Raw genomic sequence first — 25,192 nt, forward strand, 5'->3', positions numbered from 1 at the left:
ATTTTTGCCACAACACCGGGGGGCTGTTTTCTCCTGTCTCCCTGATCCTGCCTGGCGACTTTTATTCCTGCCAGCGACTATCTTTGCGGCCTTAAAACCAGCAATGATGAAAATACTCATGGTTTGTCTGGGAAATATTTGTCGCAGCCCACTGGCTGAAGGCATTCTCAGGCAAAAAATTGAGCAGGAGGGTCTGGACTGGCAGGTGGATAGCGCCGGTACTAATGGTCTTCACGATGGAGAGTCGCCGCATCGTCTTTCACAAAAAGTTGCAGGAATGAATGGGATCAGCATCTGTGACCAGCGTTCCCGCCGCATTATTCCCCAGGATTTTAAAAAATACGACCGGATATATGCCATGGCCGGGGATGTTGTTGATGAAATGAAATGGATCGCCGGCAGTCATTACGACGGAAGCAAAGTTGATCTTTTGATGAACCTGACCCATCCCGGAAAAAACCTCGATGTACCTGATCCATGGTATGGCGGTGAGTCAGGATATCATGAAGTGTATAAGCTGATTGAGCAGGCTTGCGAAAGACTCATTCAGAGAGAGAAGTCGATCATAGAAAAAAGACCCCGATAACCCAAGTTTCTAAATAAGATGAAGCCATCCATTCCCCAGGGCACACGAGATTTTTCTGCAGAAGTTGTAAGGAAGCGCCAGTTTATTTTTAAAACGATCAGCACTGTTTTCGAACGATACGGTTACCATCCGCTGGAAACACCTGCGATGGAAAACCTGGAAACACTGATGGGAAAATATGGCGAAGAAGGCGACCGGCTCATCTTCAGGATACTAAATAACGGACTGGATCACCCGAAAAAACAGGAACAGGCCCGCGTTGATTTCGAAAAAGTGCTGGAAGGAAAAAATGTTCCCGGGATTTCCGAAAGGGCGTTGAAATATGATCTTACCATTCCTTTTGCCCGCTATGTCGCGATGAACCACGGGCAGCTGAGTTTCCCTTTCAGAAGATACCAGATTCAACCGGTTTGGCGTGCTGATAGTCCGCAGAAAGGTCGCTATCGCGAATTTTATCAATGTGATGCTGACGTGGTGGGCAGTAAATCGCTGTTGAATGAAGTGGAACTCACTTCTATTTATATGGAAGCTTTTGCTCTGCTTAAAGTGCCTGTGGAGATAAAAATAAACAGTCGCAAAATGCTGTCAGCACTGGCAAATGCATGTGGAGGACAGGAATACCTGACGGATATCACTGTAGCCATCGACAAACTGGATAAGATCGGAATTGAAAAGGTGAAAGAAGAAATTTTACGCAAAGGCCTGACTGAAGAGCAGTATTCAATTATCGAAAAATATTTGCATATCAGCGGTTCGCCTGCTGAGCAGCTGGAAAAAGCCGCGGCACTTTTGGGATCAGAGCCGCTTTGCGAAGCAGCAATCGCAGAGATCAGGTTCATTCTTGATTATGCCGATAAGTTATCGTCACCGGAATCTTTATTCGTCGATTTTACATTAGCCCGTGGACTTAATTATTACACCGGTATCATTTTCGAAGTGAAAGCAAAGGGTGTAAAGATGGGAAGCATCGGTGGCGGTGGACGGTACGATGAACTCACTGCAACTTTTGGTGTACCCAACATTCCTGGTGTCGGAATTTCGTTTGGGGTTGACCGTATCTATGATGTGATGGAAGAACTTGGTCTTTTTCCTGAGTCATTAAAAAGCGGGGCAAGACTGTTGTTTTTTAACCTTGGAGAAAAGGAAACAAAATTTGCATTTTCACTGGCACAGGAGCTTCGTTCTAAAAATGTTGCAGCTGAAATTTTTCATGAAACGGCAAAGTTTGATAAGCAGTTCAAATATGCTGAAAAGAAAAACATTCCTTTTGTTGCCATCATTGGATCAAAGGAAATGGAATCTAATACCGTGATGGTAAAAAATCTCGCCACAGGTGAACAACAGTCCATTCCGGCTAATGAGTTAGCAGCATTTTTCGAAAGCAAATAAGACAGCATTTACAAGGTGAAAATTACATGGCATTTTCAAAAATCACTGCGGCTCCCTGTCCTACCCCAATACACATGGTGGCCAGGCCGTAGCGGATTTTTCGTTTTTTCATTTCGTGAAGTAAGGTTGTACTAATTCTCACACCTGAGCAACCCAACGGATGTCCAATGGCTATCGCCCCGCCGTTGACATTGACAATTGAGGGATCAATACCAAGTTCCTGTATACATGCGAGAGACTGAGACGCAAATGCTTCATTGAGCTCAACAAGACCGATATCGTTAATCTCCAGCCCGGCCCTTTTCAATGCTTTTCGTGTAGCCGGTACCGGGCCGATGCCCATTATTGATGGATCAACACCTGCAACGGCCATCGAGACAATCCTTCCCAGCGGTGCAAGATTATTTTTTGTTATAAGATCTTCACTTGCCAATATTGCTGCGGCCGCGCCATCATTAATTCCCGATGAGTTTCCCGCGGTAACACTCCCTTCTTTTGCAAAAGCCGGTTTTAAAACCGCTAATTTTTCCAGGGAAGTCTGACGAGGATGTTCGTCAGTATCAACCATTACTTCGTCTTTTTTTCCCGATATTTTTACCGGAACAAGTTCATCTTTCCACTTCCCTGCTGCTGCGGCAGCTGCATATTTTTCCTGGGATGAAAATGCAAACTGATCCTGCGCCTCTCTGGAAATCTTCCAGTGTTTCGCTATATTTTCTGCTGTTTCACCCATCGTAAAAGGGTAATATTTTGCCCTGAGAGCAGGGTTAATAAACCTCCAGCCGAGCGTGGTATCAAACAGATCTGTTTTTCGTCCAAATCCCTCTTCCTGTTTTCCCATTACAAAAGGCGCGCGGGACATGCTTTCCACTCCGCAACTGATGATCGCTTCACCATCACCCGCAGCAATGGCCCTCGCACCGTCCATGACAGCCTGTAATCCCGAAGCGCAAAGTCTGTTGACTGTAGTACCGGCAACCTCCAGCGGCAAACCTGCAAGTAAGGCCGCCATCCGGGCAACATTCCGGTTATCCTCACCTGATTGATTTGCCGCCCCTGCAATCACATCTTCAATCAGATGGACATCCATTTTTGGATTGCGCCGAAGGATGGCAACGATCATATCGGCGAGCAGATCATCCGGCCTTTTAGAACTCAACGAACCGCCATACCGGCCAATGGGGGAACGAAGCGCATCAACAACGAAGACAGGTTTCATCTTTCAAATATAAGTCGCCCGGGCCAGCAACAGACGATGCCGTATCTTTGCCGGATGAAAGTGGCGTCGATACGGAATATCAGGCAGTTAAACCCTGATGAACTGAAAACAGTATTCCAGGAAATGGGTGAGAAATCATTCCGTGCACAACAGGTGTGGGAGTGGTTATGGCAAAAACATGCGTTCAGTTTCGAGGACATGACCAATCTTTCCAAGGACCTCCGGGCAAAACTGAACGAAAATTTCAGCTTTCCCAGTTTAAAAATTGATGCGGTCCAGCAAAGCTCAGATGGAACGATAAAATCAAGATTTAAAACTTTTGATGGTCACCTGGTCGAAGGTGTTCTGATACCTTCGGACCAAAGATTCACAGCCTGTGTTTCTTCCCAGATCGGTTGCAGCCTGAGCTGCAAGTTTTGTGCGACGGGGTATATGGAGCGCAAGCGCAACCTGAATTTTGATGAGATCTACGACCAGGTAGTTCATATCAATCAGCAAAACATGAAGGTCAATGGTAAAAAACTGACCAATATTGTTTTTATGGGAATGGGCGAACCCCTGTTGAATTATAAAAATGTCCTTCAGGCCATTGAAAGAATTACCGCTGCTGACGGGCTGGCGATGAGCCCGAAAAGGATCACGGTGTCTACAGCCGGTGTTGCGAAAATGATCAAACAGCTGGGGGATGATAATGTCAAATTCAAACTGGCATTATCGCTGCATGCGGCAAACGATAGGAAGAGAAACGAGATCATGCCGATCAACGAAACCAATGATCTCAGGTCGTTGATTGATGCACTCAATTATTTTTATAAGAAAACCGGAAATGAAATAACACTGGAGTATATTCTTTTCAACCAGTTTAACGATAGCCAGGAAGATGCTGAAGAATTGATTAAAGCGTATCGCCAGATACCTGCCGACCTGGTCAACCTGATCGAATACAACCCTATTGATTTCGCACGCTTCACAAAACCATCTGAGGAAAGAATTGAGTTTTTCATGCAATACCTTGGAAAAAACAGGGTCAATGCAAGATTGAGACGCAGCCGTGGAAAGGATATTGATGCAGCATGCGGCCAGCTAGCCAATAAAGCAGGTGATGTAAAAACAGCTTAAGACTTAAAGATCTTCTCCAAAATATATTCTTAAATACTTCAGTTACACTTCATGACTAAAAAACCAGCAGGCAATTTTGAAAAATTTCTGCCAAAGAAAAAAAACAGTGTAATCAAGGAAGAGATCCGTCAGCAGAAAAAGAAATTCAAAAAGGAAAGGTCAGATGCAATTGAAAAAAAGAAGCAGGAAAAAAGAGCCGCTTTTCAATCGCAGCCGCATGCACCCAATAAAGCCACTGCAAGCGATCATAAGGCACCTGTTATTATAAGGAAACAGAATAATGAGATGCCGCTGAATAAATATATTGCTCATGCAGGAATATGTTCCCGCAGAGATGCCGCTACACTTGTTCGGGAAGGAAAAGTAAAAGTGAATGGCAATGTGGTTTCCGAGCCTGGTTTCAAAGTAAAAACGAGTGACGAGGTGGTGTACGGTGGAAAGAAATTATATCCTGCAGAAAATCTGGTATATATTCTTTTAAACAAACCCAAAGACTATATCACAACTTCAGAAGATCCGCAAGGAAGAAAAACTGTGCTGGAGTTGATCAAGGGAGCAACAAATGAAAGGGTATATCCTATCGGCAGACTGGATAGAAATACAACTGGCGTTTTGTTGTTGACGAATGATGGCGAACTGACGCAGAAACTTTCACATCCGTCATATGAAGTTCGAAAGATGTACGAAGTAAAGCTGGACAAAATCCTCACAAAAGCTCACTTCGAAAAAATATTGAATGGTATCGTACTGGAAGATGGCCCGGTTCGTGCGGATGCTTTAGCTTATGCAGATGCCAAAGACAAGTCGATCATTGGTATTGAATTACACAGTGGGAAAAACCGCATCGTAAGAAGAATGTTTGAATCACTCGGTTATGATGTAAAAAATCTCGATCGGGTAATGTTTGGTAACCTTACCAAAAAAGATGTTGAACGTGGCAAATGGCGTTTCCTGAAAGAAAAAGAAGTGAGGTTACTGAAATTTATGAATAGCTCCTTTATCCGCAAGAATAAATCGCAGGCAGACGACGATTTTCAATAGACAGTCGATTGAAATAAAGAATGGCACAAATACAGGTTCTTTTTGAAGATGATGATCTGATTGCTTTAAATAAGCCTTCCGGCCTGTTGACCATTCCCGATCGTTTTGATCCCACATTACCATCATTGAAAACTATCCTACGTGAACAGTATGATGATTTGTTCATCATACACAGAATCGACAGAGATACCAGCGGTTTGATTTTATTTGCAAAAAATGCTACTGCACATAAGTACTATTCACAGTTATTTGAATCGCGTTCTGTTGAAAAAAAATATTACGCTCTTGTACATGGACGTATGAGCAGTTCATCCGGAACTTTTGATCAGCCCATTGGTGAACACTTTCAGGTAAAGGGGAAAATGGCTGTTAGCCGTAAGGGCAAAACGGCAATTACTCATTTTAACGTAGTGGAAACTTTTCAGTCGTATAGCTGGTTGCAACTAAACATTGAAACAGGAAGAACACACCAGATCCGCGTTCATCTGCAGGACGCCGGGCATCCTGTTGTGTGTGATCCGTTGTATGGAACAAATACACCACTCCTTCTCTCTACAATAAAAAAGAAAAAGTTTAAACTCTCGAAAGACGCTGAAGAAGAGCAGCCCTTGATGAACAGACTGGCACTACATGCATACAGTCTTGAATTTCAGAATCAACAAGGGCAAAAATCATTGATTGAAGCTCCACTGTTTAAGGATATGCAGGCTACCCTGAAGCAGCTGGAAAAATGGACAGGGGTAAACAAACCAAAAGCCTGATCAATCTTTTCTGCTTACAGTTTTTGCGTACTACTTCCTTCCATTTTCCCATAAGTGATAAACACCAAAGCTGAAATGACCAGGCTTACAATCATCAGCACACAATTCAGTAGTACTGTATTTAATCCGTTGATCGTTACATCAAGAAAGGGATAGGGATAAAAATGATCGATCGCGCCACAAGTCAAAGCAAACAGCAGGTACGCAAACGGAAATATCAACCATAAAAAAATATGCTTCCATTTCAGTGTCGATTTCGTGGTAAAAAACAACCAGTACATCAGAAACAGTACCGGCACAACCAGGTGAAGAAGTTCATCTGCCACGCGGTTGATGCCTTCCGGGTTCCAGATTTTTCTCAAGACTGTATGGTACACAATTGCACCGGCAGTAATATAAACCGCAATTGCAGTAACAGCGGCGGGTTTTTTAAAAAATGATTTCATTCGATTGCTGCCGGGCATTAAAGAGATTGCGCAACAAACAGCGATAACAAGATTGATCCAGATGGTGAAATAGCTAAAGTAACGTGTGATCGCTTCCGTCAGGTCTTTACCTGATGTATAAATTGACAAATAAAATTGTAGCCCCAGGGCAAACCATGCAGTGATTGCCGTGATTAAAAGAATGGTCCTTTCAGCTCCAGGCTGCTGAATCCTCATAAACGAAAAATATCCGGGTTATAGAATGGGGGTAACAGTTAACCAGGGATCAGAAAAATAATACTACCAATTGGGGGTGGATATATAAATGAGGTGGGTGTCAGCATCTTGAATAGACAAGTGCAATGCGAACTTAAAAAATTTTTCGAATTCTCAAACAGAAATCTGACAGGTGAAATTAGATGAGGAGAAATCAGGAAGCTACGTGAAGACCGCATTCCTTTTTGGATTCTTCCCACCACCATCTTCCGGCACGGGGATCTTCGCCGGGTTCGATAGCACGGGTACATGGCGCACATCCGATGCTGACAAATCCTTTATCGTGAAGGGGATTGTAGGGAACGTTGAATTCCTTAAGGTAATCGAGTACCTGTTGAAAACTCCAATGAATCAGCGGGTTAAATTTAATTAACTGGCGTTGTTCATCCCTCTCGACCAGCGGCATATCATGACGGTTCGCCGACTGATCAGCACGCAATCCGGTGATCCAGACTTTAGCACCCGCAAGTGCGCGTCCCAGTGGTTCAACTTTCCTGATAAAGCAGCATTCTTTCCTGTTTTCGACGGAGTCATAAAAACTCGTGAAGCCTTTTTTTGTTACCAGTTCTTCTACGGTTTCGTGTCTTGGGAAAAACACATCAATATCGATCTTGTACCTGGCGCGTGTACGATCGACCAATTCATAAGTTTCATAAAACAATCGGCCAGTATCCAATGTGAAAATGCGGATCGGAATTTTATTCCGGGCAATAATATCTGTTATCACCTGGTCTTCCTGGCCAAGTGAAGTGGAAAAGCAAACTCCACCTGGAAACAAATTTGCCAGGTGGAGTAACTGTGCTTTGATATCTTTCTGACTCAGTTCCTCCTGTAAGGATTCAAGCGTCATCGAAAAGAATTAATTAGTCAACATTAGGTTGTGGAGTATACCTCAGGTAAGGTTTAACCACATTCAAACCTTTCGGGAATTTCTTCACTGCATCTTCTGTGGAAACTGCAGGAACAACAATTACATCTTCACCGTTTTTCCAGTCAGCAGGAGTTGCTACACTGTAATTAGCTGTAAGCTGTAATGAGTCGATCACTCTCAGTACTTCAACAAAGTTTCTTCCAGTGGAAGCAGGATAAGTAATAGTAAGTTTGATTTTTTTATCAGGACCAATCACAAACAATGATCTCACTGTGAAATTCTCAGAAGAATTCGGGTGAATCATGTCATATAAGTCAGCCACTTTACGATCCGGATCCGCGATGATCGGAAATTCAACATTCACTTTCTGAGTTTCGTTAATGTCTTTCACCCAACCACGATGCTTATCAATCGGGTCAACACTTACCGCGAGCACCTTTACATTACGCTTTCTGAATTCTTCTTTCAAAGCTGCGGTCTTACCGAGTTCGGTAGTGCATACAGGAGTATAATCGGCCGGGTGTGAAAACAGAATGCCCCAGCTATTGCCGAGATATTCATAAAAATCAATTTCACCTTCAGTAGTCGTTGCCTGGAAGTTGGGAGCTATGTCTCCTAAACGTAATCCCATAATTGGTAAATTTTTGAATGAGCGACGAATTTAGGAGAATTTGAGAAGCCGACAAAATTTATAGACTTATTTAACAGCCGGTTCATAGTCCATAGTCCATAGTTGAACAGCCAAGGAAGCACGCAGGGGGCGCCAGGCATCAGATCTCCGGGATTCTCGTTTAAAAAATGCAGCGTTCATTTATTTACAGGGTGAACTGCATAAGATTATTAAACAATCGGAGCTGCCATGGTTACGATTTTATGAACGCACAATCAACACTTTACAAATGCTGCTCCCGCATTCCGGCTTTTGGCTGCGGTCCCGATAAAAAGTTACAGGCTAGAAACTTCCGCCGCTTCCTACGGCATCCCTGCCAAACCGGTCCTTAACATCATCAATAGCTTTATACAGTCCGGCCTTGCGTGCGGGATCGCTGAAAAGATTGGTTTGCAGAGCCTCGCGGGTGAGTTCACTGACCCGGACGCCTAAAAGTCGAATTTTTTCACCTTTACGATAAAGCTGGTGAAACAAAGTCTTTGCTACAGGAATAAGTTCGTCATCAAAAAAAGTATAGGGGATCGAGGATTGTTTTGACGTCGTTTCAAAATCCGGATACCTGATTTTTACTGCCAGACAGCCAGCCATCTTATCATCATTGCGAAGATTGAAGGCGACTTTTTCTGTCATCTTTACCAGCTGGCTCATCAGGAATTCCATGTCATTGGTATTTTCTTCGAAAGTGTTTTCGTTGGAAATTGATTTAGATTCATGATAGGCATGCACTTCACTGTGGTGTTGACCCTGTGCGCGATGCCATAAATCGACGGCATAATTTCCCACTGTTTTTTCTAAAACTTCCAGCGGATAAGAGGCGAGGTCACCAATGGTTGAAAAACCAAGCGCATGCAGATTTTTCAGCGTGTGCTCACCAACGCCCATAAAACGACTGAGTGGTAACGGTGCAAGAAATTCCTTTTCTCTTCCCGGCAACACCTGCAAATAACCATTTGGCTTCGCTTCATTTGTAGCCATTTTTGCGATCATTTTATTCGACGCAAGGCCAAATGATATAGGAAGTTTGGTTTTCTCCATGATCTCTTCACGTAATTCTATTGTCCATTTCAAAGGCTGAAAAAACCTATCCATTCCCGTTATATCAACATAAAACTCATCGATAGAAGCCTTTTCAAATAGTGGTGCTTTTGCAGCAATAATTTCTGTCACCATTCTTGAATAATGACTATACCTGTCACGCGAGCCCTGCAACAATATGGCTTGCGGACAAAGCTGCATGGCCTTTTTCATGGGCATGGCTGATGCAACTCCAAATTTCCTTGCCTCATAACTGCAGGTCGTTACAACACCACGATCGCGGCTGCCTCCCACAATCAACGGTTTTCCGCGAAGCGATGGATCTTTTAGGATCTCCACTTCCACAAAAAATGCATCGAGGTCGAAATGAGCGATATATCGTTGCTTCTCCAAGGGATCAAATTTACAGATTTCTGTACCGGCTAATATGATGTAAATTCACCGATTACAAAAGAATGGCTATGACATGGACCTGGCTTAGTTCAACCGTTGCTCCTTTGCAACAACTGATCGGATTTCTGCACAAAGAATCTAAATCAAGTGATGTTACAGGAAAACAGGTATTGATGGAACTGAGAGATAATCTTAATCTATATAAGGAGGCTTATGAAAATACCGGTACCTATGATAATCTCATCGATTTGCTCAGTAATGAGGCATACAGAACTGCCATTAAAGAAAATTTTCCTTTTAAAAAGATAAAGGCAGGTAAAATTCAGAAAATCCATATCAGGGATGAACGCAACCTCAGATACCTGGGATGGACAACCGAAAAACTGATGGATAAGATCGATGAAAAAATTCAGTCACTCAAAAATCTGAAAAAATTAAACAACGGATCAGTAGAAAAAATCAGCCCGAAAGTCACACTCAAACTCAGTAATCTTTACTTCAGGATGAAGCTGATGGCGGAGTTCATTTACGAAGTAAAACGCTGAAAGTGGAAGGTAGAACGTTAAACGTTGAACGTCAGAACCTGCGAAGCGACCAGCACTGCAATTTGCGATCATATTTGCTTTGTAATCAATGCAGCCGCAAAAAATATATTAAAATATCTACTTGCATTTCTAAAAAATATCTTTCGAGCAACAGCTTACGTTTTACATTCGACGTTTTACGATAAACCTTAAAGATAAATTTCCAGTAGACCTTCAGGCAAATTCACCAGTATCTGTTTTTTTGAGTGATTTATTTTTTCGAGCGTCGATTCATTTAACGGGATCAGCACTTCTTTCTTACTGATCTCGATCCGGAGCAGAATCTGTTGTGGTTGTTCAATCACCTCTTCCACAAGGCCTAAGGGTTCTTTATTGTTCAGAACTGTGTATCCAAGGAGGGAAACCGGTGCATTTTTAGCAGCAAGTTTACTGACCTGGCTTTCGGGTAGCCATACCTGCTTTTTCAACAGCAGCTGCGCCGCTTCTTTTGATGCCACCGAATCCAGCCGGATGATTACTTCTTCATTATTCTTCCCGCGGATCTGCAGTGGGAAATAGGGGATATAACTCCCACGGGATACTTCAACAAAAAAGCTTTCCACTCCCGGGAATAAAGATTTTTTTCCGAGGTTGTGTTTCAATACAATTTCACCTTCTGTTCCGTAGGTTCCTACGATTGAACCTACACGGATATACTGTTCATCCATTAGCTGTTCTTATCGTCTGAAAAATACAAAAAGCCCCGGATCAGGGGGCTTTCTGTGATATCTTACCAGCAGGTACTATTCCGGTTTTGCTTCGCCTGGCCTTCTTTCCATGCGACGGTTTGGAGGACCCTGTCTGCGATTACCTCTACGCGCACGCGCAGATTCTTCCTGACGCTGCCTGATTTTTGCCTCATGCTCTTCGTGCCATTTAGCAAACTTCGTCATTGCAGTGGCTTCATCAAAAAGGTTGAGCGTAACACCACGCAACAAGTGTTTCAGGTAGAGTACTCCTTTGTAAGAAAGAATTCTTCTTACAGTGTCTGTGGGTTGAGCTCCTTTGTGAAGCCATTCCAATGCTTTCTGACGATCAATCTGCACAGTAGCAGGAACAGTTAAAGGATTGTAAGTGCCGATCTTCTGGATGAATTTACCATCCCTGGGCGCACGGGCATCGGCAACAACGATAAAGTAGAAGGGTCGTTTTTTGCTCCCGTGACGCTGTAATCTAATCTTTACAGCCATAAAAAATAGAAATTTTTTGCGGGTTGTTTATTAAAAAGGTTTCAACTAATAAGTTTGCGAAGATAAGGCTAACGGCCTATTTCACAAAACAAAATTACAAAGCATTTCTTAAAAAATTATCCACTACCTGCGCCCAAAACCCATTCTACCGCCCATTGGCATCTTGTTCATCATTTTCATCATTTCCCTCATTTGCTCAAACTGCTTCATGAACTGATTTACATCGGAGATATCCTTCGCCGAACCGGCAGCGATGCGCTTTTTCCGGCTCATATCGATCACATTCGGGTTGGCACGCTCGAATGGTGTCATGGAATTGATGATCGCTTCCACACCCTTAAACGCATCATCACTGATATCAACATCTTTGATCGCCTTGCCCATTCCGGGTATCATGCCCATCAGATCTTTCAGGCTTCCCATTTTCTTAATCTGCTGCAGCTGATCAAGAAAATCCTGGAAATCAAACTGGTTTTTCCTGATCTTTTTCTCCAGTTTTTTTGCTTCCGCTTCGTCGTACTGCGCCTGTGCTTTTTCAACAAGTGAAGTGATATCACCCATCCCCAGGATACGCTGAGCCATACGCTCCGGATAGAATACGTCCAGGGTATCCAACTTTTCTCCGCTGCTGATGAACTTGATCGGCTTGTTAACAGTATACCTGATCGATAATGCCGCACCACCGCGCGTATCACCATCAAGTTTCGTAAGTACAACGCCATTAAAATCAAGACGATCATTGAAAGCCTTGGCAGTATTCACTGCGTCCTGGCCGGTCATGGAGTCAACTACGAACAAGATCTCCTGTGGTTTTACCGCCTCTTTTATTCCTGCTACCTCGTTCATCATCACTTCGTCAATGGCAAGGCGACCGGCAGTATCTATGATAACAACATTCTTGTTTTTTGCCCGTGCTTCAACAATTGCCTGTTTCGCAATGGCAACAGCATCCTTGTTTTCCGGATCACTGTACACATCAACTTTAATCTGCTCCCCCAATACTTTCAACTGATCAATCGCCGCGGGACGATAGATATCAGCCGCTACAAGCAAGGGAGATTTCCCCTTTCTTGTTTTCAGGTAACTGGCCAGCTTACCGCTGAATGTAGTTTTACCCGAACCCTGCAAACCAGCAATCAGGATAATTGCAGGATTGCCCGTGATATTGAAATCACTTTCAACACCGCCCATCAATTCGGTAAGCTCATCCTTTACGATCTTAACCATGAGCTGTCCCGGACTAACGGCATTGATTACCTTCTCACCAGCTGCCTTATCCTTGACCTTATCCGTAAATTCTTTAGCAATCTTAAAGTTTACATCCGCATCAATCAAAGCCCTTCGGATTTCCTTTACTGTGGTGGCAATATTCAGATCGTTGATCCTTCCTTCACCCTTGAGTTGCTTAAACGCCGATTCAAGTTTATCACTGAGATTTTCAAACATAACCGTGTTTTTCTAACCAATAAAAAAGTGAACATCATTGATGTTCACTTAAAATGAGATGCAAATATACGTTTTACGCGGAACGTTGAACGTTCTACGTTTAACGTTTCTACCCCAAATAGCTTCTCAGGTGTTTGCTTCTTGAAGTATTTCGTAAACGTGTAATGGCTTTGTCTTTGATCTGCCTGACGCGTTCGCGGGTGAGGCTGAATCTTTCGCCGATATCTTCCAGGCTCATCGGATGATCCACACCGATTCCGAAGAAAAAGCGAAGTACTTCCTGCTGGCGCTCGGTCAATGTGTTCAGCGATCTTTCGATCTCCTGTTTCATCGATTGATTATGGTCAAGCTCTTCATCGGCAGCTTCCGAATTCGGATTTTCCATAACATCAACCAATGTACTCTCTTCTCCGTCGGAAAGAGGGGAATCCATACTCACATGCCTGCTGCCCATACTGAGTGTTGCTGAGATCTCTTCGATTTCGAGATCAAGAATATCAGCCAGTTCTTCTACCGAGGGTTCGCGCTCGAACTCCTGTTCCAGCTGCTGATAAGCCTTGTTAATCCTGTTGGCGAGACCGACTTTATTCAATGGTAATCGTACAATCCTCGACTGTTCAGCCAGTGATTGCAGGATGCTTTGACGGATCCACCATACTGCGTAAGAAATGAATTTGAAACCTCTTGTTTCATCAAAGCGCTGTGCTGCTTTGATCAGGCCGAGATTACCTTCGTTGATTAAATCTGGAAGTGAAAGACCTTGATTCTGATACTGTTTCGCAACAGAAACAACAAATCGAAGGTTTGCCTTTGTCAGGCGGTCAAGGGCACGTTGATCGCCTTGTTTGATGAGCATCGCCAGTTGTACTTCTTCTTCAGCACTCACCATTTCCACCTTACCGATTTCCTGGAGATACTTTTCAAGACTTTGCGACTCACGATTTGTAATAGATTTCGTGATTTTGAGCTGACGCATACTCATAGGAGGGCACTTTTTTGGTTTTGCCTTTTTGGCTGTACGGATTAACACAGCTTAAACGGATACTCTTTTAAGATATTGTTAAAGGCGCATACCCGTAAAGGCCAATCACAATCCACATTTTTTTCATAAATAATTGAAAGATAGTCAGTTACTTATTTCAAAAATCTAATGACGTTTTTTTCCCACCATGCGGGGTGAACAAATGCCAAAAAATATTTTGCGGCAACAGATTATTTTCTATACTTGCACGGATACAGTCAGAATGACTGTGAGCTAGACTAATTGAATCAAAAGATGAGTAAGCAATTGTACACCCTGGAATACCCTGTGAGATGTTCGCCCACGATTTTATATGAATTTTTATCAACGCCTGCCGGTTTACAGGAATGGTTTGCTGACAAAGTAGATGAACGGGACAGTGTCTTCTCTTTCACCTGGAATGGAAATACCGATAAGGCGCAGATGATCGAAGCGGAGGAAGATAAATTTGTTCGTTTTCACTGGCTGAATGGCCCTAAGAATGAATACTTCGAGTTCGCCATAGAAAAATCAGAAGTCACCAGCCAGACCATCCTGGTGATCAAAGATTTTTCAGAGAAAAAAGAAATCCCTGACCAGAAACGTCTCTGGGATTTCCAGGTGAATGATCTTTTCTATCGTTTAGGAAACTGATACCTGGTATTCCGGCAATGGACGCCAGCTGATGGCTAATTACCACCTAATATTTTAAGGATGGTTGAATAAACCGTTGTTATACGCAACGGAAGTTCTTCCCATTGATCCAGCGGAAACTTAATTGCCAGTTTGGTAAAGTCCCGGGCCTGGTACAGTTCCAGCCATTCATCAGGCTCAATCACTGCTGCAGGAAGATAATTATCCTCCCCGAAATGATGTTCCCATTCATCAGGACCCACACCTGCATAAAATCCCAGTTGTGAAATGGTATGGAATTCTTCGATTATGCGTTGATGATAGTGTTCCCTGTAATTCCCTTTCAGATGCAGAGTGACACTCATAAACTTTCCCCACCAGAACATCGTTCTGATTGCGAAAATATCATGCGTCCTGAAGTAACGGGGATAATCCAGGATCACAAAAGGAAGACCGAGGTAATTTTCACCACGCGAAATTTTGGGAGAAATATCCAAAACTTCGTTGAGTTCCTGCTGGAAAGGAATCACTGCATTCTGCATCCATTCCGAAAGACCTCCGTACATACCATACACCTTTTCAATAATCCCATTCTTTGTTAAAATGAAATCCGCATCCGTTACCAGCCGGAGTTCCTCTGCTGAAAGCCTTATTTTTGTAAAATCTGTCATCCCTTGTTATTTTTTCTCTTCTTACCGTGATCAAAAAATTAGACACTCTTATATTAAAAGCTTTTATAGGGCCATTTATTGCCACCTTCTTCGTCACCATGTTCGTTCTGGTGATGCAGTTCTTCTGGAAATATATCGATGATCTTGTTGGTAAAGGTCTCGACATTATAAGTATTTTAAAACTTACAGGATACGTTGCCATAAATACAGTGCCACTCGCACTTCCACTGGCTGTATTACTATCATCAATAATGACTTTTGGGAACCTGGGCGAAAGCTTTGAACTCGTGGCGATTAAGTCAGCAGGCATTCCATTGCTTCGTTTTATGCGCCCGTTGCTGGTAGTGAGTTTGTTGTTGTGTGTACTCGCATTTCTGTTTGCCAACTACATCATTCCGGTGGCGCAATTGAAGTTTACCACCATGCTTTTTGACATCCGTGTAGCAAAACCTGCATTCGACATCAAGGAGGGTATCTTTTATGACAAAATTCCCGGATTTGCCATAAAGGTAGGAAGTAAGGAAAAGGATGGTAACACCATCCATGATGTGATTATATATGAAAATCAGTTTGCACTACAGGATAATATAATAGTTGCGGAAAGTGGTATTATGACTGTTAGTGCCGATAAAAAATTTCTTGAATTCAATCTTCGTAACGGGTGGAGATACCAGGAGAAGGGACAATTCAATACTGCTGAAACGGAGTTTTACAGGCTGGGTTTCAAAGAATATAAAAAATCATTTGACCTGAGCAGTTTTGATGTTTTAAAAACACCCGACAGTGCATTCAAAAATAATTATGCGATGCTGGATGTAGCGCAACTTGACAGGGCGATTGACAGTCTCCAGGAAGCGATCAAAGGACCGCTGGCCCAGAGAATTTCACGTGAAGTGGGAGGATATTTTCTATTCAGAAAACAAATGGACAGCGGATGGAAGTCAAAGAAACCGGTCATTGCAGATACTGTCAAACAATATATCCAGATCATTCCCGACAGTGCGAAAAGTCTTGTGTCATCAAGAGCAGCTGATAAAATGAATATGATGCGTTCGTCACTGGATATTGTCAATCTCGAATACCAGCAAAGGCGAAAAGACATACGCTTTTACCTCATCGAATGGCACAGGAAATTTGTGTTATCATTCGCATGTTTTGTATTGTTTATGATTGGTGCACCACTCGGTTCGATTATACGTAAGGGTGGGTTAGGAATGCCGCTTGTTTTTGCCGTGATATTTTTCCTCATATTTCACCTGTTATATATGTTTGGTGAAAAATTCGTACGGCAGGATATCACCACTGCTTTTGGAGGAATGTGGTTATGTGTATACGCATTGATGCCGGTGAGCTTTTTCCTCATTTATAAAGCAATGAATGATTCCCAGTTATTCAATTCTGAATTTTACTTCAGAACATTCAGGACAGTGAGAACCGGTTGGCATAGTTTATTTAAAAAGAACAGTTAAGTCAATTCATTTTAACTTCATAAAAAATTAGCCATGTCAATTCGTTCATCCCGCAGAAAATTCCTGCAGACCACTTTAACGGGAGGCGTGATCGCCGGAGCTATTTCAGCAGTACCTGCTTTACAATCATTCAGAACTAATGAGCAACCGGCAGGTTATCCATTGCCTCCTACGCCATTGGATCAGACACCTCTTCCATACGGATATGCCGCTCTCGAGCCTTCCATTGATGCAAAAACAATGGAGATCCATTATACTAAACATGCAGCGGCTTATTCGAAGGCCGTGAAAGAAGCTGTGGAAGCGGAATCAGCTGCCAAAGGTCTTACGTTGGAAGCCATATTGGCAAAAGTATCAGGCTTCACACCGAAGATGCGCAACAATGGTGGTGGACATTACAATCATGAATTGTTCTGGAAAGTGATGGGTCCGGGAACATCACAGTTAGCAGCAGGCAAATTACGCAATGCAGTTGAAGGAAGTTTTGGATCGATGGATCAGTTTAAATCAAAACTTTCAGAAGCTGCAATGACAAGGTTCGGTTCAGGCTGGGCCTGGTTATATGTTGATGGTGACAAAAAATTACAGATCGGATCAACACCAAACCAGGATAATCCATTGATGGATGTTTCCACTATCAAAGGTGTTCCTTTGCTTGGGATCGATGTGTGGGAACACGCTTATTATCTGAAATACCAGAACAAAAGAGCAGATTATGTAACCAGCTGGTTCAATATTATCAACTGGGATTTTGTACAAAAACGTTATGACGCACTGGTATAACTTATTTTCAATACCGGCTCTGCAACCATGATTAACATTCGGATTATTCTTTTCTTTTTTATAGCCACTCTTGGAGTGTTTCTTTTGCTCAGGATCCAGGGCCGGCTGGAAACAAAAGAAACGCCCCTGGGGATTGTATCTCTTGAACTTGCGGGTACAACAACAGAAGTAAAAAATATTCTCCAAACCTGGGAAACAGAAGCAATGATCGGCACGGCGAAGAATAATATCCTGCTGGACTTCCTGTTTATTCCATTATACAGCCTGCTTTTTTACACGCTTTGCGGAAGTATATCCGTAAGAACTCGAAGAATCGTTGCAAAGATGGGCGTGGTTCTCGCCTTTGGTGCTGTAATTGCAGGACTCTTTGATGTATTTGAAAATATACTGATGCTGTTATCTCTCGAAGATCACTACAATGACCTGACGGTATTGCTCACTGCTTTTTTTGCTATAACTAAATTCATCCTGCTCGGACTCGCTCTTTTGTATGTGATACCATTCGGGATAGTCGTCATTGTCCGTAAACTGATGTATGGTGACGACTACGCGAGATCCTGAACTTGAATCCGATCTTTAATTTTCGCAGCAGGACCTCTGCCTACCCCTTTGACATTTCAGTAAAATACTTATGGAAATAAGGAATGGTTTCTATCCCCTTATAAAAATTGTTTAATTCGAATTTTTCGTTTGGAGAATGAAGATTGTCGCTGTCCAATCCGAATCCCATAAATGCAATTTTCAGCCCTAGTTCTTTTTCGAACAGAGAGCAGATGGGAATACTTCCGCCACCACGTACAGGGATAGGCGCTTTTCCGAAGCTCTCTGTAATGGCGGCTTCTGCAGCTTTATACGCTAATGAATCAAGAGGCGTTCTGTAGGGTTCGCCGCCATGATGTTCTTCTGCTTTTACAGTTACACCGGGTGGTGCAATCCTGTTGAAATAGTCCAGTAACATGGCGGTTATTTTATCAGAACTCTGATTCGGTACCAGGCGGCAGGAGATCTTTGCATATGCTTTTGACGGCAATACGGTTTTAGCTCCCTCACCGATATATCCGCCCCAGATTCCATTCAGTTCAAGTGTGGGACGAATGCCCGTTCTTTCAGCAACGGTAAATCCTTTTTCACCCCAGGTCTCCGGAATGTTCAGGTCTTTTTTATAAGTTTCTTCGTTGTAGGGTGCCCTGGCCAGCATCTCACGTTCTTCGGGAGTTGCTTCTACCACATCATCATAAAAACCAGGAATGGTGATATGATTATTTTCATCGTGACATGAAGCAATCATTTTTGCCAGCATGGTGATTGGGTTAGCAACTGCTCCTCCATAAACACCGCTGTGCAGATCACGGGACGGACCAGTCACTTCCACTTCAATATAACTTAAGCCACGAACGCCCACATCGATCGATGGTGTTTCGAGACTGATCATTGCAGTGTCACTTACCAGTACGACATCTGCTTTTAATAAGTCACGATTGGTCTGAACAAACTTTGCAAGGTTGGGAGAACCAATTTCTTCTTCGCCTTCGATACAGAATTTGATATTGGTATTGAGCGTTTTGGTTTTCACCAGTATCTCCAATGCTTTCACGTGCATATAAAACTGGCCTTTATCATCGCAGGAACCGCGGGCATATAATTTACCATCGCGGATTTCGGGTTCAAAGGGCCCGCTTTTCCATAGCTCCAGCGGCTCAGCAGGCTGAACATCATAATGGCCGTATACTAATACTGTCGGTAATGAAGGATTTACAATCTTTTCACCATAAACAATCGGGTGACCTTCTGTCGCAAACACAATCGCTTTATCCGCGCCGGCTTCCAGCAATCGCTGCTTTACTTCCTCAGCACAGATCGTCATATCCTGTTTGTGTTCACTCTTCGCGCTGACTGAAGGAATTTTCAACAAGTCGATCAGTTCTTTCAAAAAACGTTCTTTATGCTCATCCTGGTAGCGCTTCCATGCCTCCATGAAAAAAATATTTAGGGACGAATGTATAAGAAATTCATTAAACACGTCCAATGAAATCAAAAGCAGTAATAACGCCGTTTTAATTTATGTGTGGGTTACTCTGAGATTAGTTTTAAAAGAGTAATCGCTTAAAATAAAAAAAGAGAACGCAATTAATGTATCATCAATTGTTATAAAGTGTTATTGTTTCCTGAAAATAAGTGACATAAATTTTTGGTTATCATTCATGTTTATATATTTGTGTCCGATTGCAAACCATTATCAGCCTTTGCGGAACCGACTAACCCTTGAGTAGAAGGCTTCCCCAAAGGCTGAGCCAATTTAGGGAAGAAGTGAGGCAGGAAGTAAAAAGCGCCTTGAAGCAGTGATTTTTTAAAATGTCGGCCATCTCCAATCCAGTACAATTTTAGCCCCACTTCTTTTTTGAAGTCTTTCTCCATTCCTTTTCCAACACAATTAAGTTTTTTTATTTTTCAAAAACTGATGCAATTAATACTGTATCGTTGTTCATATGGCCACTAATATGTCTTTGATTATTGAGAGCTATTGGCCTTATAAAAAAGGTATAGACGCCGTCCATGGCGTCTATACCTTTTTTATTAAATGATTTTTCACATTGACTTCTTTCTAAGTGCGTACAGTCTTGTATTCAGATCTTCCCGCTTTAATCTCCTTCACACCTTCAAACTACATTCGCCCCTGCGCGCTACTTCGCTCCCGGAGGACATTTCTCTCTCAGGTACTGTGTGTACAATGTTTTGAGATGATCAAAAGTTCCCTCCCCTTCACTGATGCCGTGCGTACGATTAGGATACGGGAAAAAACGGAACTGTTTGTTGTGTCTGATCATTTCGTTCAACAGCAATTCTGCATTCTGATAATGAACGTTATCATCACCTGTGCCGTGGATGTATAATAAATTTCCCTGTAGGTTTTTTGCATAGGTGATCGGCGAACCTTTTATAAAATCATCCATGTTCTCCGAAGGAAGCCCCATATATCTTTCCTGGTAAATATTATCGTAGGTAAGCTGATTAGCTACAGCAGCGATCGCGATCCCGGTTTTATAAATTTCCGGATAACGGAACATCAGGTTCAATGTGGCAGAGCCACCGCCACTCCAACCCCATACTGCCACACGTTCCGGATCGATATATTTCCATTTCAGGATTTCCCTTGCTGCTGCAGCCTGGTCATCAATATTGATAATCCCTACTTTCCTGTAAATCGATTTGCGCCACTCACGTCCTTTCGGCACCGGTGTTCCACGATTATCAATCGCAATCTGGAAATATCCGTCTGCACTGATATCACCATCGTATAAAAAATTATACCCGGCACCAAACTCGTCCTGCACCAGCTGACCTGCCGGTTCCGTATACACGTAAAAAACCACGGGGTATTTTTTTGAAGGATCGAAATTGTCTGGCCTGATCACCAACGCATCCATTTCAATATTGTCTGCTGTTTTTATCTTTATATATTCCGTAGCAGAAGTTTGCGATGCTGCTTTCTGCAATGCGGTTTTGAGTCGTGAATCATTGTTTAACGTTTTATGATCCGGAAGACTGATCCATTCAGCAATGGTCTGCACTTTATGATTGGTGAACCGATGTGATGCATACTTCGCACCGGGAGAAATAGTATAACTGTTGGAACCCTGCTGCTCTGCAGGAGTCAGTCTTTCGGGGGCAGATCCTCCATTGAGGGAACATCTGAAAAGGTAAGACTGCGTGGCATTTTCCGGAGAAGCGATAAAATATACGAAGCCTCCTTTCTCATCGACACAATTGATGCTCATTACATCAAAGTCCCCCTTGGTAACAAGTGTTTCTTTGCCAGTGGCAGCGTCGATAAGATAAAGGTGACGCCAGCCATCTTTCTCACTTGCCCATAGAAATGATTTGCCATTGTTCAGCCAGTCAAAACCGCGATCAGCGTAATCGGAATCCCAGTTCTGCATCATCTCAATCCAGGCAGCATCTTTCTCAGTGATTATTTTCTTCGCCTCGCCGCTTGCTGCATTGCATCGCCAGAGAACAGTTTCGTTTTGTTTTCTTGTGAGTTGCTGAATGATCACCTCATTTCCATACCAATCGATACGCGGAATATAATTCTGTTTTGCATCGCCGGGAACATTCATCCATTTCGTGATTTTGCCAGTCAATCCAACAACACCAATCCTAACTGCCGAAGGCGGCTGCCCCACTTTCGGATATTCGACCGGAATTACTTTTGAATAGATCGAATCGGTATTATTGATAAGGAAAAAGTCCCTTGTATCAGCAGCATTTACCTGCCAGTAAGCGATCGACCTGCTATCCGGGCTCCAGCGGAATCCGTCACGACAATAAAACTCTTCTTCATATACCCAATCGAAAGTACCATTGATCAGCTTTCGGTTACCCCCTGTAGTAAGCTGTGTTTCTGCACCGGTTTTCACATCTTCTACATAAATATTCTGCGCACTTACATAAGCAATTTTTGAAAAGTCGGGAGAGAATTTTGCAAACATAAGCGACTGTGCAGGCCTGCCCTTTCCTACCTGTCGCCATTTGCCGGTGGCTTTATCAAAAAGCCAGTAGTCTCCACGCGTGTTGTATCTCCATACTCTGGCAGCATTGGTAAACACCAGCAGTTTTGATTGATCATCACTAAACTCATAAGCTGCGGGTTGAATCATTGTGCCATTTACCTTGAGTTGATCCGCGGTAAACAATACTTCAGACCGGCCATCTGCCACAAAAGTTTTCTTCAGTTGCCCGCCCTCAAAACGGATCATCGCTTCGCCATCCTTTGACCAGCGCAATGCGTTTGACTTCTGGGCAACAGCAAAAAAAGGAACTGTGATTACAAAAACGAGGAGGAGGATTTTGTTGAACTTCATTTTTAAAGTTTAATGCCTGCCCGACAGCAGGCGGGTAGAATGTTTAAAGTTAAAAGAAGTTGGCTGAATTCGTTTTTCGTTGTTCGTTCATGGTTGTTCGTTCGAACAGCTATTTCCGGTGGTGAACCGGCTATCCTGTCTTGTCAAATGCTGAAACAGTTTTGCAGACTTCAAACCTTCAACTTTCAACATATAACTTTTAACTTTAACTATGAAAAGTGAAGCCGGAAACGAAAAACTCCGAATAGACAAATACCTCTGGGCCATTCGTTTATTTAAAACGAGAACTGCGGCTGCCGAAGCCTGTGATAAAGGAAAAGTGAAGCTCAACGGTGATAGTGTTAAAGCATCCAGGACTGTGCATATTGGTGATGAATATGAAGTAAAAACAGAAGCACGCAGGTGGGTAATCCAGGTCAGCGGGTTGCTGGACCACCGTGTACAATACACCGAGGCAGTGAAATTTTATACCGACAAAACTCCTGAAGAAGAAAAACAACGTCTCGAATACCAGGCTGCTGTCTTTTATTCTGGTAAAAGAAAAACAAAAATCGGACGGCCTACCAAAAAAGAACGTCGCGACCTTGACGAATTCATGGAATAGATCGCATTTTTTCCAATGCGCTTATCTTTGATCCATGCACATTCACATTCTTACCGTTTTGCCCGAATTACTGGAAAGTCCGTTTAACCATTCCATTCTCAAACGTGCGAAGGACAAAGGCCTGCTGGAAATTTCGGTGCATCATCTCCGCCGCTGGGCAGTAAATGAATATGGCCAGGTGGATGACTACCAGTTTGGCGGCGGCGCAGGTATGGTCATTATGTGTGAGCCATTAGTAAAAGCGATTGAGGAATTATCTGCCGATAAAATATTTGATGAGATTATTTTCTTAACGCCTGATGGAGAAAGACTCTCACAGCCAATCGCAAATCAACTTTCACTGAGGGAAAATATACTGATGATCTGTGGTCACTACAAAGGCATCGATCAGCGGGTACGGGATCATTTTGTAACACGTGAAATTTCTATAGGGGACTATGTATTAAGTGGAGGAGAACTCGCTGCGGCCGTATTGGTTGATGCCATCGGCAGATTGTTACCAGGTGTTCTGAATGATGAAACATCTGCTTTGTTCGATTCCTTCCAGGATAATCTTTTGGCTCCGCCCGTATATACGCGCCCGGAAGTATATCGCGACTGGAAAGTGCCGGAAATATTGCTGAGTGGCGATCACAAAAAAATAAATGAATGGCGCTATGAAGAAGCTGTAAAGAGAACGCAGGAACGGCGTCCCGATATTATTAAAGATGAATAATCCTATCTGAACAATCTTCGGCGAAGATTTTTATTGGTTCTCCAGAAACTAAATTCATTTCTCAGATCTTCGAGGTCCTTTATCACCTGCGGTTTTGCATTACGAAGGAAAAGATATCGGGCATGTGCGGTAAAAATTTTGAACGCTTCCCACCATTGGATGGCAAGGTAGATCGTCAGCGGTGATAACAATACGGCGATAAAAAACCACCATTGCTGTACAAATGCAGAAACGATCAATAAAAGAATAAACCAGATATCAAACAGCATTCCACCCAAAACACAGCTTACGCTGGTATACCAATCGATTCTTTTTACTTTTTTATCTGCAATGTATTTCGCAAGTAACACCGGAACTATTCCTGTTGCTGCACCGCAAAGTGTTACGGGTAACCCCAGGATCAATCCAAAAAAATGGAAGAAAATAGAATGATAGCGATGGATAATTGATCTGTCATTCAACCGCAGGTTACTCAGTTTATGTGTGTATCTGAAAACACTTTCAGTAACGTCGCTGGCAGTATCATCATCCATTTCACTAACGTCATCGGCTATGCTTTTTTCTTCCCTGATCACGAGGTCTTTTTTCCGGTAATCCGACCGATGAATAGCATCGTTCCTGAAATATTCAAGGAGTTGATTGATGAGGTCCGTACGTTCAGCCTGGTCGACATATAAAACTGTATTACTGAATTTTTCCTGCAGCTCGCGTGTAAGTACATTGATGGCTTTTGCAGGATTTTCTTCATACATGGTTTTATAATCAGCTATCGCTGTGCTGTCGCCAACGGAAACCACCACGCTTGCACGAAAACGATGAAAGCTGTAATTGATCCCCACAGGAATTACTTCGAGGCCGATATCAAAGCCATGTGTTGAAACCGTATGGAAGGCAATCCTTGCAGTTCCTTTTTTCAGCGGGAGTAATATCCTTTCGCGGCGGCTGATGCCCTCAGGAAAAATCATCAGGATTTTTTTCTGCCTTAATACCTCTTCACCTTCAGCAAATGTCTCCATATTCCTGCTGAGATCTTCTTTGCTGTGTTCCGCATTGTATATAGGGATCATGTGTACGCCTTTCATATACTTTTTTGCGCGGGGTTTAAATACGTCACTGCGTGCAAGAAAATACATTGGCCTCCTGATGAGAAGACCTACTACGATGGCGTCCAGAAATGAAGCAGAGTGATTGGCGATCAGTATTACCGGCTTGTTTTTGGGAATATGTTCCGCTCCGGAAATAACCATCCTGCGGAAAAAAACCTGTGTTGCCGGCCACATGATCGCCTTGGCCAGGAAATACAACATAAACCCAAGATAGGAAATCAACTGAAACCCGGAAATGCTTTTTAACAGCCACTGGCATGAATGATTTTCCATTCATCAGATACATTCGGGATTTTTCCCATTGGTTTTTGCCACGCAGTAAAATCGATCGAAATTCGCGATCC

26 protein-coding genes are annotated in these 25,192 nt (G+C 42.9%); 12 read left to right on the plus strand and 14 right to left on the minus strand.

Translation table 11 applies throughout. The features are described 5' to 3' along the window. Positions 1 to 106 precede the first annotated feature (106 nt). Together P2W82_RS21880 and hisS are read left to right on the plus strand one after the other, a co-directional pair. A complete protein-coding gene (locus P2W82_RS21880; RefSeq protein ID WP_336518083.1) occupies positions 107 to 586 on the plus strand; it encodes a low molecular weight protein-tyrosine-phosphatase in 480 nt (159 codons plus the stop codon). Positions 587 to 604: 18 nt separating this feature from the next. Then, on the plus strand, positions 605 to 1,975 hold the full coding sequence (hisS, locus tag P2W82_RS21885) for a histidine--tRNA ligase (RefSeq protein ID WP_336518084.1): 1,371 nt from the start codon (positions 605 to 607) through the stop codon (positions 1,973 to 1,975). Positions 1,976 to 1,997: 22 nt separating this feature from the next. Here hisS and P2W82_RS21890 read toward each other — a convergent pair whose 3' ends face one another. Continuing rightward, a complete protein-coding gene (locus P2W82_RS21890; RefSeq protein ID WP_336518085.1) occupies positions 1,998 to 3,134 on the minus strand; it encodes a thiolase family protein in 1,137 nt (378 codons plus the stop codon). Here P2W82_RS21890 and rlmN point away from each other — a divergent pair. From rlmN to P2W82_RS21905, 3 genes are read left to right on the plus strand one after another with little or no spacing between them, the layout of a single operon-like run. Next, a complete protein-coding gene (rlmN, locus tag P2W82_RS21895) occupies positions 3,054 to 4,313 on the plus strand; it encodes a dual-specificity RNA methyltransferase RlmN (RefSeq protein ID WP_336518086.1) in 1,260 nt (419 codons plus the stop codon). The two genes, P2W82_RS21890 and rlmN, sit on opposite strands and share 81 nt — an antisense overlap. Positions 4,314 to 4,364: 51 nt before the next feature. Further along, on the plus strand, positions 4,365 to 5,354 hold the full coding sequence (locus P2W82_RS21900; RefSeq protein WP_336518087.1) for a pseudouridine synthase: 990 nt from the start codon (positions 4,365 to 4,367) through the stop codon (positions 5,352 to 5,354). 20 nt (positions 5,355 to 5,374) lie between these two features. Further along, positions 5,375 to 6,115 carry an RluA family pseudouridine synthase gene (locus tag P2W82_RS21905; RefSeq protein WP_336518088.1) on the plus strand — a complete coding sequence of 247 codons (741 nt, stop codon included), beginning with the start codon at positions 5,375 to 5,377 and terminating at the stop codon, positions 6,113 to 6,115. Between the two features lie 14 nt (positions 6,116 to 6,129). Here the strand turns inward: P2W82_RS21905 and P2W82_RS21910 are convergent, their stop codons facing one another. From P2W82_RS21910 to dinB, 4 genes are all read right to left on the minus strand, one after another. Further along, entirely contained in the window at positions 6,130 to 6,777 is a 648-nt protein-coding gene (locus tag P2W82_RS21910) for a Pr6Pr family membrane protein (RefSeq protein ID WP_336518089.1), read from the minus strand. Positions 6,778 to 6,970: 193 nt separating this feature from the next. Continuing rightward, on the minus strand, positions 6,971 to 7,666 hold the full coding sequence (locus P2W82_RS21915; RefSeq protein ID WP_336518090.1) for a phosphoadenylyl-sulfate reductase: 696 nt from the start codon (positions 7,664 to 7,666) through the stop codon (positions 6,971 to 6,973). A gap of 13 nt (positions 7,667 to 7,679) precedes the next feature. Then, complete coding sequence (locus P2W82_RS21920; protein ID WP_336518091.1) at positions 7,680 to 8,318, minus strand: peroxiredoxin; 639 nt, start codon at positions 8,316 to 8,318, stop codon at positions 7,680 to 7,682. A gap of 321 nt (positions 8,319 to 8,639) precedes the next feature. Continuing rightward, positions 8,640 to 9,785, minus strand: coding sequence for a DNA polymerase IV (gene dinB / locus P2W82_RS21925; protein WP_336518092.1), 1,146 nt, complete (start codon positions 9,783 to 9,785; stop codon positions 8,640 to 8,642). A 68-nt stretch (positions 9,786 to 9,853) separates the two neighbouring features. On the opposite strand from dinB, the gene P2W82_RS21930 reads away from it, so the two are divergent. Further along, positions 9,854 to 10,330, plus strand: coding sequence for a hypothetical protein (locus P2W82_RS21930; RefSeq protein WP_336518093.1), 477 nt, complete (start codon positions 9,854 to 9,856; stop codon positions 10,328 to 10,330). Between the two features lie 188 nt (positions 10,331 to 10,518). Here the strand turns inward: P2W82_RS21930 and rimM are convergent, their stop codons facing one another. The 4 genes from rimM to P2W82_RS21950 form a co-directional block, all read right to left on the minus strand. Then, positions 10,519 to 11,037 carry a ribosome maturation factor RimM gene (rimM, locus tag P2W82_RS21935; RefSeq protein ID WP_336518094.1) on the minus strand — a complete coding sequence of 173 codons (519 nt, stop codon included), beginning with the start codon at positions 11,035 to 11,037 and terminating at the stop codon, positions 10,519 to 10,521. Positions 11,038 to 11,112: 75 nt separating this feature from the next. Beyond that, positions 11,113 to 11,559: a 30S ribosomal protein S16 gene (gene rpsP, locus P2W82_RS21940; protein ID WP_336518095.1), complete on the minus strand. Its 447-nt coding sequence runs from the start codon at positions 11,557 to 11,559 to the stop codon at positions 11,113 to 11,115. 123 nt (positions 11,560 to 11,682) lie between these two features. Next, the gene (gene ffh, locus P2W82_RS21945; protein WP_336518096.1) at positions 11,683 to 13,005 is read right to left on the minus strand and encodes a signal recognition particle protein; all 1,323 of its coding nucleotides are present in this window, start codon (positions 13,003 to 13,005) and stop codon (positions 11,683 to 11,685) included. Between the two features lie 109 nt (positions 13,006 to 13,114). Next, complete coding sequence (locus P2W82_RS21950; RefSeq protein ID WP_336518097.1) at positions 13,115 to 13,981, minus strand: sigma-70 family RNA polymerase sigma factor; 867 nt, start codon at positions 13,979 to 13,981, stop codon at positions 13,115 to 13,117. 300 nt (positions 13,982 to 14,281) lie between these two features. On the opposite strand from P2W82_RS21950, the gene P2W82_RS21955 reads away from it, so the two are divergent. Next, on the plus strand, positions 14,282 to 14,659 hold the full coding sequence (locus tag P2W82_RS21955) for an START-like domain-containing protein (RefSeq protein ID WP_336518098.1): 378 nt from the start codon (positions 14,282 to 14,284) through the stop codon (positions 14,657 to 14,659). A 35-nt stretch (positions 14,660 to 14,694) separates the two neighbouring features. Here P2W82_RS21955 and P2W82_RS21960 read toward each other — a convergent pair whose 3' ends face one another. Continuing rightward, complete coding sequence (locus P2W82_RS21960; RefSeq protein ID WP_336518099.1) at positions 14,695 to 15,309, minus strand: hypothetical protein; 615 nt, start codon at positions 15,307 to 15,309, stop codon at positions 14,695 to 14,697. Positions 15,310 to 15,335: 26 nt separating this feature from the next. On the opposite strand from P2W82_RS21960, the gene P2W82_RS21965 reads away from it, so the two are divergent. Genes P2W82_RS21965 through P2W82_RS21975 form a run of 3 tightly spaced genes read left to right on the plus strand, consistent with a single transcriptional unit; the run spans position 15,336 to position 18,122 of the window. Then, positions 15,336 to 16,778: an LptF/LptG family permease gene (locus P2W82_RS21965; protein ID WP_336518100.1), complete on the plus strand. Its 1,443-nt coding sequence runs from the start codon at positions 15,336 to 15,338 to the stop codon at positions 16,776 to 16,778. Positions 16,779 to 16,811: 33 nt separating this feature from the next. Beyond that, a complete protein-coding gene (locus P2W82_RS21970; RefSeq protein ID WP_336518101.1) occupies positions 16,812 to 17,561 on the plus strand; it encodes a superoxide dismutase in 750 nt (249 codons plus the stop codon). A 27-nt stretch (positions 17,562 to 17,588) separates the two neighbouring features. Beyond that, positions 17,589 to 18,122, plus strand: coding sequence for a hypothetical protein (locus tag P2W82_RS21975; protein ID WP_336518102.1), 534 nt, complete (start codon positions 17,589 to 17,591; stop codon positions 18,120 to 18,122). 40 nt (positions 18,123 to 18,162) lie between these two features. Here the strand turns inward: P2W82_RS21975 and P2W82_RS21980 are convergent, their stop codons facing one another. The 3 genes from P2W82_RS21980 to P2W82_RS21990 all read right to left on the minus strand — a co-directional run bounded on the left by P2W82_RS21980 (position 18,163) and on the right by P2W82_RS21990 (position 22,423). After that, positions 18,163 to 19,536 (minus strand): dipeptidase, encoded by a 1,374-nt coding sequence (locus P2W82_RS21980; RefSeq protein WP_336518103.1) that lies wholly within the window; start codon positions 19,534 to 19,536, stop codon positions 18,163 to 18,165. A gap of 230 nt (positions 19,537 to 19,766) precedes the next feature. Continuing rightward, positions 19,767 to 19,976: a hypothetical protein gene (locus P2W82_RS21985; protein ID WP_336518104.1), complete on the minus strand. Its 210-nt coding sequence runs from the start codon at positions 19,974 to 19,976 to the stop codon at positions 19,767 to 19,769. 266 nt (positions 19,977 to 20,242) lie between these two features. Beyond that, complete coding sequence (locus tag P2W82_RS21990; RefSeq protein WP_336518105.1) at positions 20,243 to 22,423, minus strand: S9 family peptidase; 2,181 nt, start codon at positions 22,421 to 22,423, stop codon at positions 20,243 to 20,245. Positions 22,424 to 22,634: 211 nt separating this feature from the next. Between P2W82_RS21990 and P2W82_RS21995 the strand changes: the two genes are divergently transcribed. Beyond that, complete coding sequence (locus tag P2W82_RS21995) at positions 22,635 to 23,027, plus strand: RNA-binding S4 domain-containing protein (protein ID WP_336518106.1); 393 nt, start codon at positions 22,635 to 22,637, stop codon at positions 23,025 to 23,027. A 34-nt stretch (positions 23,028 to 23,061) separates the two neighbouring features. Then, positions 23,062 to 23,742, plus strand: coding sequence for a tRNA (guanosine(37)-N1)-methyltransferase TrmD (gene trmD, locus P2W82_RS22000; RefSeq protein WP_336518107.1), 681 nt, complete (start codon positions 23,062 to 23,064; stop codon positions 23,740 to 23,742). Positions 23,743 to 23,744: 2 nt separating this feature from the next. Here the strand turns inward: trmD and P2W82_RS22005 are convergent, their stop codons facing one another. Next, the gene (locus P2W82_RS22005) at positions 23,745 to 25,049 is read right to left on the minus strand and encodes a 1-acyl-sn-glycerol-3-phosphate acyltransferase (RefSeq protein ID WP_336518108.1); all 1,305 of its coding nucleotides are present in this window, start codon (positions 25,047 to 25,049) and stop codon (positions 23,745 to 23,747) included. Positions 25,050 to 25,192: the final 143 nt, after the last annotated feature.

Source organism: Pollutibacter soli (assembly GCA_029269725.1).
Taxonomy (GTDB): domain Bacteria; phylum Bacteroidota; class Bacteroidia; order Chitinophagales; family Chitinophagaceae; genus Pollutibacter; species Pollutibacter soli.